Origin of the sequence: Aquiflexum balticum DSM 16537, assembly GCF_900176595.1 — a bacterium.
Classification (GTDB): domain Bacteria; phylum Bacteroidota; class Bacteroidia; order Cytophagales; family Cyclobacteriaceae; genus Aquiflexum; species Aquiflexum balticum.
The window spans coordinates 4,970,064-4,982,430 of sequence record NZ_LT838813.1; the positions used below are offsets into that span (position 1 = coordinate 4,970,064).

The following is a 12,367-nucleotide window of genomic DNA, read 5'->3' on the forward strand; positions in this document are numbered from 1 at the left end:
AAAATAAATTTAAATAGTCAATCGAAAAGAAATATAAGTATTTTACGCATATCAGTTGGATTTTCCGGTTTAATTTTTTTTGATTTTATAAAAACTTTCAGGTCATCATACTTATCTCCGGCCAAATCTTTTAAACCGGCAGAATTGGTTTTTATTTCGCTTGATTGCATGCCATTGATGAGCAAAAAATCAATTCCAGCCTTATACGTGTCATATTGAGGTCCAGAATATCCATCTCTTGATCCCGTTGCTTGTACCAGAGTCTTGGTATGTATAGCTATATATTTTTCTTTCTCCTTCTCATATAAAATTTCAGCAATTTGTGGTTTGCCAGAGATATATTCCATTCTGAATAATCTCTCTTCTTCCATTCCAACCTTGATCCAATCCCAATTTCTCAATTCCAGTGGCTGCGAATCATCCCCGCCGGTCTGAATATATACCTTACTGGTTTCCAATAAAATATTAAAAGGAATTTCTTCATAATGTTTCCCATTGGAAAGTGAAATATTTCCTAAGGGAGGCTCTTCAAACAGAAAAGGAGTTCCTTTCAATCCATCACTCTTGGGATTCAGCCTGAAAATTCCTGAATGTATATTTTCAGGACTTTTTACGGTCTGTATAACCTGACTTTTTGTAGAAAAAGCCATCATCATTCCCATTGAAATCAGCAAAACCGTTTTAAAACTCTTTTTCATATTTCAACTCAAATGAATATTGAATTCCAATTTACCTAAACAAATCACAATTATAAAATGTCATGTACTTCAATTATATATTTACTTTTGCAATATGAAAGAATCTATTTTGTCTTTGGCACCGCAACATTGGGAAGAATATGAACTTATCGATACAGGTGGATTTGAGAAACTGGAAAAATTCGGTAAGTATATTTTGAGCAGACCCGAACCTCAGGCAATTTGGGACAAAAGCATGAATGCTGATGAATGGAAAGAGTTGGTACATGCACATTTTAGCAAAGAAAAAAACAATCCCGAAAAAGGTCAATGGGAAGAAATGGCCAAAATGCCCCATAACTGGCAGATGAATTATCAAAATCCTGATGGATTGAAAATGACCCTCAATCTGGCCATGACCTCTTTCAAGCATATCGGTCTTTTTCCGGAACAGGCAGTCAATTGGGACTATATCTCCGATACTTTAAAGTTATTCCCCATAAAAACCCCCAAGGTCCTCAACCTATTTGCCTATACAGGTGCAGCTTCTATAGCTTCAAAAGCCTGTGGTGCTGATGTCACCCATTTGGATTCGGTCAAACAGGTGGTCACCTGGTCAAAGCATAATATGGAATCCTCAGGACAGGAAGGCATCCGTTGGATTGTAGACGATGCAATGAAATTTATCCGAAGGGAAGTAAGGCGGGGCAATAAATACCACGGGATAATCCTGGATCCTCCTGCCTATGGAAGAGGGCCTGATGGAGAAAAATGGATCCTTGAGGAACAGATCAACGAAATGCTTAAACTATGCTCGGATTTGTTGGAACCGGACCATCATTTCCTGATTTTGAATATGTATTCTCTCAGCTTCAGTTCTATGATAGCTGCCAACTTGATCCATTCCAATTTTGGAAAGGTAGAAAATGCTGAACATGGTGAACTGTATTTGGTTGATAGATTTAAGAAGAACCTGCCTCTTGGGATTTTCTTTAGGTTCAGGAAATTATAAGACGCTAGATTAGACGCAAGAAATTAGACACAAGATTCAAGACTAGGTGATTGCTAGGTTGAAGGTTTCAGGAATTTATAAAAGCTTTAGTGAATACTTGACTGATCAAAAAACTTTCAGAATGGTGGCTAACCACAATAATGTGTGTGGATGATTTGAGTGGAGACACTCACATCGGCATCGTTTTAGGAAATCAGGAATAATTGTTAAGTACACATCTCGTCTCTCGCATCTCGGTTCTAATCTCTCGCTTCCTGTCTTGTTTCTTGGATCTTGGTTCTTGTCTCTAACATCTCAAATCTCACGTCTAACCAAATGAACAACCGACAACTCTTTCTTTCACACTTGGCCCAAACAACTGACTTCCCTTTGATGATAGAAATCGAAAGGGCAGAGGGTATCTATATGTACGGGCCAGATGGAAAAGAATATATAGACCTAATTTCGGGAATTGGGGTCAGCAATATTGGTCACAGGCATCCAAAAGTTATTGATGCGATAAAGGAACAATTGGATAAATACTTGCATCTGATGGTCTACGGGGAATATGTTCAAAGTCCGCAGACCTTGTTGGCAAAAGCTATATGTGAAACCCTTCCCTCCCATTTGGACAATGTATATCTGGTCAATTCCGGAAGCGAAGCGGTGGAAGGTGCTTTGAAGTTGGCCAAGCGGTTCACCAACAGACGGGAAATCATTTCTTGTGTAAATGCTTATCATGGTTCATCCCATGGCTCGCTTTCAGTTGGGGGAAATGAGATTTTCAAAAGAGCCTACCGCCCATTGCTGCCCGGTATCAAAAATGTGGTTTATGGTTCTTTTCAACAGTTGGAAGAAATCACGGAAAATACTGCAGCATTTATTGTGGAGACCATACAGGGTGAGGCCGGTATCAAGGTCGCCTGTTCAGAATATTTTCAAGCTTTGAGAAAAAAATGTGATGAGACCGGAACCATATTGATTCTGGACGAAATACAGGCAGGATTTGGCAGAACGGGCAAATTCTGGGCATTTGAACATTTCGGGATTGTACCGGATATATTGGTCTGCGCCAAAGGCATGGGAGGAGGAATGCCAATTGGAGCTTTTATAGCCAACAAGGAGGTGATGGGTGCATTTAAAAACAATCCATTACTGGGACATATCACTACTTTTGGAGGTCATCCGGTTTCTTCTGTTGCTTCTTTGGCGACCATCAGGGTCATTCGTGAAGAAAAGCTTTTGGATCAGGTGGAGACCAAAGCCAATCTTTTTAAAAAGCTTTTGGTCCACCCAAAAATCAAATCCATTCGAAACAAAGGCCTGATGATGGCAGTAGAATTTGAATCTTTCGAAGTTTTGAAGCCAATCATAGACAGAGCTATAAAGAATGGAGTAATTACCGATTGGTTTCTTTTTTGCGATGATGCCATGAGAATTGCCCCGCCTTTGGTTATCACAGAGGAAGAGATTGAGAAGGCTTGTGGGCTTATTTTGGCGGCAATTGAAGAGGATTGATTGGCCCCGCTACTGAGGTGCGGGTAAATCTAAAGAATTTACTCTTTGTAGGATTATTGCATTTCGATTATTAAAATTGGTAATTACATAGAGGGGAATAACATTAAGTTTCTCCTACCTACGTCATGCAGGCGTCATCCCGATTCTTTAACATTTTGTAAATGCTCAGAAATCCAAGTTAAAAATTAAGTCTAAGATAATTTAGAAATTAATTAACTTTCCATGCTGTCCTTTTTTTGGATGTGATAAACGGAAATATCTATGATTTAATTTACAATTAATCACTTTAATTTGTTTATCTTATATTTACCCTTAATTCTACGCCCAAAACAACCCTTATGAAAAAACTGGTCTTTGCACTGATTTTCCTGTTTTTTTTGACCATCGCAGGTTACCAAATAATCAAGTATCAATTTTCCCCGACCTATTCCGGTGAAATCGAAATGACAGGCCTTTCCGCCGAAACAGAAGTATATTTTGATGATTTCGGAGTGCCTCATATTTATGCCGCCAATGCCAAAGACGCCTACATGGCCTTGGGTTATGTACATGCACAGGACAGGTTGTTCCAAATGGAAATGATGCGTCGGGTAGGGACGGGTACTTTATCCGAATTGTTGGGGGAAGACCTGCTTGAAACAGATAAGTTTTTCAGGACCTTGGGTATTCCAAAGCATTCGGAATGGAGTACAGAAGAATGGAACAAATCAGGAAATTCAGAATGGAAATCAGCAACAGAAGCCTATATCAAAGGAGTAAATCATTTTATTCAAAATGGAAAGCTACCTATCGAATACACTTTGTTGGGAGCTAAACCCAGAGAATTTACCATCAATGATGCACATGCCATTATCGGCTATATGTCATTTACTTTTGCCATGGCCATGAAAACAGATCCCTTGGTGACTAAAATGGCAAGAACATTGGGGCCGGATTATATGAAGGTGTTGTCAGTTCATACATTACCCGAACACCATTTCATTCCCAATCATTACCCTGATAGAGATGAATATAGTGGTGAAATGCTTTTGCAAAACTCACTTTCCGGACTTTTGGAAAAACTTCCCGTACCATTGTTGGAAGGCAGCAATTCCTGGGTGATTGCCCCCAGTAGGACGGCCTCTGGAAAAGTTCTTTTTCTCAATGATACCCATATAGGTTTTTCGCAGCCCTCTGTATGGTATGAGGCGCATTTGGAATACCCGGGATTTAGTTTTTACGGCAACCACCTTGCCGGATATCCATTTGGCTTGGTGGGACATACACGACATCACAGTATCGGGCTGACCATGTTTGAAAATGATGATCAAGACTTTTTCGAGGAGAAACTCAATCCGAACAACCCGAATGAGACAGTGTATGGAAATGAATTCAGGCCTATGACCATTCGCACTGAAACCATTCCCGTCAAAGGAAAAGAACCAGTAAGTTTCGAAATCAAAGAATCCATACATGGGCCGATTATGAATGAAGTCATCCCTGAAATCGGAAGATTAACCGACAATCCGGTAGCTTCCTGGTGGGTATATGTGTTGGAACCAACCAAAGCCTTGGAGGCAGCATTTAAAATGGGCAGAGCCAAATCCCTGAAGGAAACAGAAGAAGCCATCAGATTGATCCATGCGCCGGGACTGAATGTGATGTATGGTGACAATTCAGGAAATATCGCTTGGTGGGCTACGGCAAAACTCCCTATCCGCCCTGAACACGTTAATAGCAAGTTATTCCTTGATGGCAGTAACCCTTCCGATGAACCGTTGGGCTGGATGCCCTTTGAAGAAAACCCCATGAGTATCAATCCTCCTTCAGGTTTTGTTGCTTCTGCAAATAACCAACCTGACACCTTATCCAATGGTACTTTATATCCTGGCTACTATTATCCCGGGGACCGATGGAACCGTATAGCCAAAACCGTCACCTCACGAGATGACTGGACTCAGGAAAACATCAAAGCCTTACAACTCGAAACCATCAATGAAAACCATCCGCTTAACGCACAAAGTATGATTGAAGCTGTAGACAAGGAGATCTTTCAAGGATTTGAAGTGGCTATAGAGAAACTTGAAAACTGGTCGGGAAACCATGAACTGGAATCCATTGCTCCTACCCTATATTATAAATGGCTTTACCATACCCTCCACGGAATGATGGCAGATGAATTAGGTGAGGATGATTTTAAAAATTTCCTGGCCACATTTCTATATATCCGAAGCACTCCTAATCTGATACGCACTGAAAATTCCCCTTGGTGGGACAATATCGCTACAGAAGAAAAAGAAAGCAGAAAATCCATCATTGAAGCCGCACTGAAAATATCTTTGGCGGAGCTTAGCAAACAATTTGGAAAAAATCCTGAAAAATGGATTTGGGAGAATGCAGTGGTTTTGGAACATCCACATCCCTTAGGCGCCAAAAAACCCTTGGATAAAATCTTTAACGTAAAAGCCCCCGCAGTCCCCGCCAACGAAGAATCAGTGAATAAACTCTCTTTCAAACTAAACCCTGATGGAATCTACAAAGTAACCGTAGGCCCTGCCATGCGCATCATCTTGGATTTTGCAGATGTTGAAGCCTCGGAATCAGTTTTGCCAACAGGTCAAAGCGGAAATTATTTCAGCCCATGGTATTCCGACCAAACAGAGATGTTTGCTACAGGTCAATACCGGCCACAATTGATGAATGAAGCAGTGATCAAGGGGAAGATGAAATTACTGATGAAGCCTTGAGATAGTTATCCTGGTTGTAGGGTTGTCATCTTTGCCTTTCTATGTCATTTGATCTCCTGCTATCAGGATAGAAATTTAAAGTCATCAGTTGTAAATTACATGAATGCTCCTTTCTGTAATCTTGGAACATATAACCATTATCCTTAGTCGGGTGAGTTTTCTATTCCTCGATAAACCAAAGTGCTGTTTTTATGGTTAAAACGTGGGACTCAGACAATCCCTTGAAACAATGGCAACGCATAGCCAACAATAATGAAAACCGAAAAAACATGAATTCCAAATCCAACAAAACATACGAAGTCCAAAAACCGGAAGAAGACTGGAAGAAAGAACTGGATCCTGAATCCTATCATGTGTTAAGAGAGAAAGGCACTGAGCGGGCATTTACAGGAGAGTATTATCTGAACAAAAAAACCGGAATTTATGAATGCAAAGCCTGCGGGAATGAAATCTTTCATTCTTCTGCCAAGTATGACAGCGGCTGCGGGTGGCCTTCGTTTACTGTGCCTGTAAGACCTGAAGCCATTGAGGTAAAGATGGATTATTCTCACTTTATGGTAAGAGAAGAAATCCTCTGTGCCAAGTGCGGTGGGCATTTAGGACACCGCTTCCCGGACGGACCCAAAGACCAAGGCGGAATCCGATATTGTATCAATTCTTTGAGCATGGGATTTAAGGAAAACGGGTAGTAAAAAAGTAGTCTTCCAATCTCTCCCTCACATCCCGCTATTGAAAACCAAAAAAAACCAGCGTAATCACAACAAAATATTTTATTGTGAACCACAAAAGTGTCAAAAGAAAACAAAAGAGGGTATCATAAATTTTCTTCCCTTAAACTTTTGTGGCCTTTTGTCTCTTTTGTGGTTATGAATGCTTTGGGAGTATTTTCCTTGGAACCTGACTTTGCAAACTGTTTTATTGTCAAATCTTGATTTCTTTCCTATTTTTTATCATTCAATTTTTCAATACCTTAAGCTTTTAACGAATCAACCTAAAGTCCAAAATTTCCATAGCTTATGTTTTACTCCAAACGTGACCTTCATTTCCAGCTTTTTGAAAATATAGACGCCTTGTCATTGACCTCTTTTGACTATTTCAAAGACCATAATCGAGAAACTTTCGAGATGGTCTTGGATGCCGCAGATCAGATTGGTATGACTTCTTTGAGGCCATTATTGACGGAGATGGACAGGCAGGAACCCCAATTGGTGGATGGCAAAATCCTGGTTCACGAGGGTATGAAGAAGATTTACCGCCAATATGGAGAAGACGGTTGGATCAATGCCTGTTTCAGCTATGAAGAAGGCGGGCAGCAATTGCCCAATACCATCCAATCTGCTGTAGGTTTTATTTGGCAAGCCGCCAATTATTCGGCTTCTGTGTATCCATTTCTCACTTCCGGTGCTGCCAATTTGATCCGGACATTCGGAAGTAAGGAACTGATCGAAAGATTCACTCCCAATTTGTACAATGCCAAATGGCAGGGAACCATGGCCCTGACCGAACCGGATGCAGGCTCTTCTTTAAGCGATTTAAGCACTACCGCTTACCCCACTGAAATAGAAGGTATTTATAAAATCAAAGGACAAAAAATATACATCTCCTGTGGAGACCATGATGCCTGTGAAAATGTGATTCACCTCATGCTCGCCCGAATCAAAGGCGCCCCCGCCGGAGTCAAAGGCATTTCCATGTTTGTAGTTCCCCAAAAAAGAACAGAAACCGGAGCCTCCAATGATGTTCTGACAGAAGGACTTTACCATAAAATGGGTTACAAAGGTGCACCCATTGCTCACCTAATGATCGGTTCCAATGATGGTTGTGAAGGATTTTTGGTGGGAGAACCCCATAAAGGTTTGCCCTATATGTTCCAAATGATGAATGAGGCAAGAATTGGTGTGGGTATGAATGCAGCAGCCATTGGTACAGCCGCCTATAATTCCGCCCTTGCTTATGCCAAGGAAAGGCCACAGGGACGAAAAATCAATGAAAAAGACCCATCCAAACCCCAAGTCCCCATTATCGAACATGCCGATGTCAAGCGTATGTTGCTATTTCAAAAATCCATTGTGGAAGGTTCCCTCTCCCTTTTGCTCTATTGTGCCAAATTGGGTGATTTGGTCCATGTGGCAGAAGGCCAGGAAAAAGAAGATGCTGTACTCCTGCTCGACCTGCTGACCCCGATAGCCAAATCCTATCCTTCGGAAATGTGCTGCCTGACTACATCGGCAGCAGTGCAGGTTTTGGGTGGTGCAGGATATACCACGGATTTTCCGGTGGAGCAATACTACCGCGAGGCACGCATTCACCCTATCCATGAAGGGACAACAGGCATTCATGGCTTGGATTTGTTGGGCAGAAAGGTGTTGATGCAGGATGGTAGAGCTATCAGAATCTTTGCTGAAAAAATAATGCAGATCATTGTAGAAGCCAAAGTAGAAAGTTCTTTGCTACCCTTCGCCGAAAAATTGGAAAAATACCTGCAAAGGGCACAGCAGACAAGTGGACACTTATTTGCAAAGGTAGGCAAAAATCCCGAAGAGTTCCTTGCAGATGCCACCTTATATTTGGAATATCTCAGTATCCTGACCATTGCCTGGCAATGGCTTCATCAAGGTTTTGTCTCCAGGAAAGCCTTGGATTCCGGCACTCCCGAAAAAGACTTCTACCAAGGCAAAATCATGTGCATGCGGTATTTCTTCGAATACGAACTGGTCAAAATGGATGGATTGGGCAAAAGACTGGTTTCAGGAGATATAGTAACGGTTGAGATGAGGGGGGAGTGGTTTTGAAATGACATAAAGTAATTATTTCAATTTCTTCACAGATTGCTTATGGCTCAACAACGATTGCATTTGAGTGATAGCCATTTGGTTGAGTTGAATCAATCTCTCGCTCTGATCGATTCCCTGATGAATCAACAAGGCATTGGTGCTTTCCATATTGGACAAGACTACCAATTGTTCTATGGTGGCATAATCCCGGATATTACCTTTTTGGTCAGAGTTTTTATCTCGCCATTGTTTGGCAGTTTTCCCAAAGAGGGCAACATTGAGCACATCGGCTTCATTGGCATAGATAAAAGAAGCCTGTTTTTTACTGATTTCACTAGGAATCAGATTTTCTTTTATTGCATCTGTATGGATGTGGTAATTGACCTTGGCCAATGTTCTTTGGAAATTCCATTCGATTTTTAGGCGGTCGCTTTCGCTTTCTTTTAACCGTTGAAATTCTTTTATTAAATATAATTTGAACTCTGCACTAATTGCCGAACCAAATTCAAATGCAATATCTTTATGTGCGTAAGTTCCTCCATACCGACCAGCTTTAGAAAATATTCCAATCGCATTGGTTTTTTCTACCCATTGAGTTGGGCTTAACACAAAAGAAGGTAAGCCTGCTTGAGATTTAAAGTGGTCAAATTCGACCACTTTAAAATTGGGGTTATATATTTTTTCCCAAGTACCTAAAAATTCAAGTGTTGTTCGTGTTCTTATCCAGTTTTTAATAACATCTGCGGCACGACTAGCGTCTGATTTTGCTTGTGCCATATCAGTTATGCAAATAAAATCTTCACCGTTTATTGCAGTTACTGAAACGGCAATAGTTTGAACATTTAATATTTTGTTTTTAGTCATAATTAAAAAAATAATAGGTTTGTTTAACTCTCATCAAATTTAAGTTATTTCACCCATTTCCAGAACAAATGCCCACACTTTGATTCTCAAGTTTCTCACCCCATCAATAATACTATAAAAAACAAAACTCCCGTAGGCAATCTAACCTAGGGAGTACCTAGCTGCTGCAAACGGTCGCTATCCGTATTCCTTTATTCCTTCCTTAAAGTACTTTTGATCTACCCATCACTTCTTCCCAAACGTACCAAAAAATCCATCTAGAGATTACCCGGAAAAGGACTTCTACCAAGGCAAAATCATTTGCATGCGCTATTTCTTCGAATATGAATTGGTCAAAATGGATAGTCTTGGGAGATGGTTGGTGTCGGCGGATATGGTGACAGTCGAGATGCAGGGGAATTGGTTTTGAGCAAGCAAACCTCTACTCTTCTCCTTCCAAAAGCCTGATAAATTGGAATAAACCATGCAAATGGTCAATATGATCCGGGGCTGTATTGCCTGCAAAAGCCAAAACTTTAAAATCACCTTTGATGGATTGACCGACTTGCTGCATACCCAAAGGGCCTGCTTTCAACACTGCTTCACGGCCCATATCCATAGCTCTCAGTAGAAAATCAGCAGATTCTGTGGTGCTGACAAAAGTTCCCGGAAACACGCTACTATGCGTCAAAACAAATTTTTTATGTCCTGAGACCGCATCTTCGGCCAACCGCAAAAATACATCCAAGTCTTCCGCCTTGATCTTTCCTCCCTGGGAAAGCGGAGTAGATTCAGGAATATATCCTGCATGTAGCCCATCAAGTAATAGAACCCCGTCAATCAAATCATAATGGTCTGTTCTCAAAATTGCTCTTATGGCACCATATCCGGCACTAAATCCGGAAAGGTAAATACCGCTTATTGGCTTATTCAAATTTGCTTTAATAACTGAAAGCAGCGCATCAAAATTCGCTTTTTCCAAAAATGGAGCGGAATAGGCACTGGAACCCGAACCCAAATTAACTGCAACCCCTGCCCAGTTTTCATTTTGGTCAATAGCATGGGCAAGAATACTTTCATGGCCATGAAAGTGGATCAGCAGGTTTATAGAATCATAATTGTTTTTTTCATCTACAAACAACACGGGGTTTTTCGCAAAAATATCCTCAAGCTCAATCCTTTCACCGATAAATCCAGATCCATCTACCCGCTGATGCGGACGGATATTTTCCTCCATGGGAGACGGAAATTGGGCTTTAAGCCCCACTTCTTTTTTGCCCTTACATGAGCAGAAACCTATCCAGATAAGAAAAAACAAAATCCTGTACATTTTGATGGAGAGCTGCATATCCGAAAAATAGCGCATAAGGAATGATAAAAAAAACAGACGATCAAAAACACCTTTTCTATTGTACAGGATGATCAAATCTAAGCTATTTCCCCTATATCCAAAACCAATGCCCAAGCTTTGATTCATTTTACTACCACCCAATCAACAAGCCTTTAAAAAAACAAATCTCCCACAGGTGATCAAACCCGGGGAGTACCTAGCTGCTGCATACGGTTGCTAACCGTATTCCTTTATTCCTTCCTCTGGTATTTCTGATTTACCAATAACTAGCCGCCCCTTTCAGCATTTTCAATACCACTTCTCCCCCCTATACATCTCGGTTTTTACGGCATGTTCGCGGTTATAGAGCCTGAGGTAATTTTCGTCTACAACACGGATACGGTAGCCCAATAAGTGGAAAAGCGGACCTGTAAAGAATCTGGCTATTTTCAGATTTACCCTAAGAATTTCCTTTTCCCGGTTATCCCATTGAATTCCCGGCAATAAAGTCAAAAAGTTGTCGGCCTTGGTTTTTCTGAGAAGTGAAGATAATTTCAATGCAAACTTAGGAATGCCTCTTATGATAAAAAAACCATCACTTCCCTGACTTTGATAAAGGGGCATAAACAGCCTTGAAGCATATTTGGATTTGACGACTTCGCCGTTACTGATTGCCAGAGGCGTTTCTTTCTTGATAACTTGAAAACTCTCAAAGCCCGGAAGCATCTTAAATTCTTCCCCCTTCATAATCTGATAGAGGTAAGTGATTTCAAAGATCTCCTTTACCTTTTTGGAAGCTTGTTCCAGTTCATTGTAATACTCCTGATAATGATCCAGTGATTTCTTTTTGATCAGACGGGCATAGACCAGACATAAATAAACAAAAGCTATATTGTTGGATATCGCTTCTTTTTCATCATGCTGTCCCGACTCAAATCCAATGGCCACATAGCCTGCCTGATTGATAAAACTTAACAATGGCCCATCAAGAAATTCTTCTATTCCCAGTACAATGGGTACAGGAAATAATTCAGAAAATTTGCGGTTGATCAATGCATCATTGATGGTGATAAAAGGAAGGGTCTTGCTTGAGGTAGTATGCAGGTCAATAAAATAAAAAGGGCCGTTCCCTTTTTCCAGGATTTCCTCAACGAGCTGCAGAATTGCTACCAATTCCTCTTCTTCTGGACCTGGTTTATCATTTTTGACAATACGCTTGATATTTGATTTTGTCCAGAGTCTGTTCAGGTCCTCTTTCAGGTATCTCGTATTTACGGCTAAGGCTTTTAAATTGCCGGAAATACCGATGACGGTTCCGCGAAGCTTTTCTTTCTGATTTTCCAGATCCTCAAAGACTTTTTTCAAGGCAAATACACCCGCCACTTCATTCCCATGAATACCGGCAAAAAAGACCAAGGTAGGCCCTATTCTTCCTGTTTCTATCCGCCCGATTAGCCTATCAATGGTGATTTTTTCCTGAAGGGCTTTACTATAAATCTCAATCATAT

At 40.8% G+C, this 12,367-nt stretch carries 9 protein-coding genes; 5 read left to right on the forward strand and 4 right to left on the reverse strand.

Annotated features, from left to right (window positions below):
• Positions 1-17 precede the first annotated feature (17 nt).
• Entirely contained in the window at positions 18-698 is a 681-nt protein-coding gene (locus B9A52_RS21000; protein ID WP_231955349.1) for a hypothetical protein, read from the reverse strand.
• Positions 699-792: 94 nt separating this feature from the next.
• Between B9A52_RS21000 and B9A52_RS21005 the strand changes: the two genes are divergently transcribed.
• The 5 genes from B9A52_RS21005 to B9A52_RS21025 all read left to right on the forward strand — a co-directional run bounded on the left by B9A52_RS21005 (position 793) and on the right by B9A52_RS21025 (position 8,704).
• The gene (locus B9A52_RS21005) at positions 793-1,689 is read left to right on the forward strand and encodes a class I SAM-dependent methyltransferase (protein ID WP_084122489.1); all 897 of its coding nucleotides are present in this window, start codon (positions 793-795) and stop codon (positions 1,687-1,689) included.
• 315 nt (positions 1,690-2,004) lie between these two features.
• Positions 2,005-3,186 carry an aspartate aminotransferase family protein gene (locus B9A52_RS21010; RefSeq protein WP_084122491.1) on the forward strand — a complete coding sequence of 394 codons (1,182 nt, stop codon included), beginning with the start codon at positions 2,005-2,007 and terminating at the stop codon, positions 3,184-3,186.
• Positions 3,187-3,524: 338 nt separating this feature from the next.
• Positions 3,525-5,912 (forward strand): penicillin acylase family protein, encoded by a 2,388-nt coding sequence (locus B9A52_RS21015; RefSeq protein ID WP_084122493.1) that lies wholly within the window; start codon positions 3,525-3,527, stop codon positions 5,910-5,912.
• 269 nt (positions 5,913-6,181) lie between these two features.
• A complete protein-coding gene (msrB, locus tag B9A52_RS21020; RefSeq protein WP_084123631.1) occupies positions 6,182-6,601 on the forward strand; it encodes a peptide-methionine (R)-S-oxide reductase MsrB in 420 nt (139 codons plus the stop codon).
• Positions 6,602-6,928: 327 nt separating this feature from the next.
• Positions 6,929-8,704 carry an acyl-CoA dehydrogenase gene (locus tag B9A52_RS21025; protein ID WP_084122495.1) on the forward strand — a complete coding sequence of 592 codons (1,776 nt, stop codon included), beginning with the start codon at positions 6,929-6,931 and terminating at the stop codon, positions 8,702-8,704.
• A gap of 15 nt (positions 8,705-8,719) precedes the next feature.
• Here the strand turns inward: B9A52_RS21025 and B9A52_RS21030 are convergent, their stop codons facing one another.
• From B9A52_RS21030 to B9A52_RS21040, 3 genes are all read right to left on the reverse strand, one after another.
• The gene (locus tag B9A52_RS21030) at positions 8,720-9,550 is read right to left on the reverse strand and encodes a KilA-N domain-containing protein (protein WP_084122497.1); all 831 of its coding nucleotides are present in this window, start codon (positions 9,548-9,550) and stop codon (positions 8,720-8,722) included.
• A gap of 421 nt (positions 9,551-9,971) precedes the next feature.
• Positions 9,972-11,006, reverse strand: a complete 1,035-nt coding sequence (locus B9A52_RS21035; RefSeq protein WP_231955351.1) for a hypothetical protein — start codon at positions 11,004-11,006, stop codon at positions 9,972-9,974.
• 162 nt (positions 11,007-11,168) lie between these two features.
• Positions 11,169-12,365: a M14 family metallopeptidase gene (locus B9A52_RS21040; RefSeq protein WP_084122499.1), complete on the reverse strand. Its 1,197-nt coding sequence runs from the start codon at positions 12,363-12,365 to the stop codon at positions 11,169-11,171.
• Positions 12,366-12,367 lie beyond the last annotated feature (2 nt).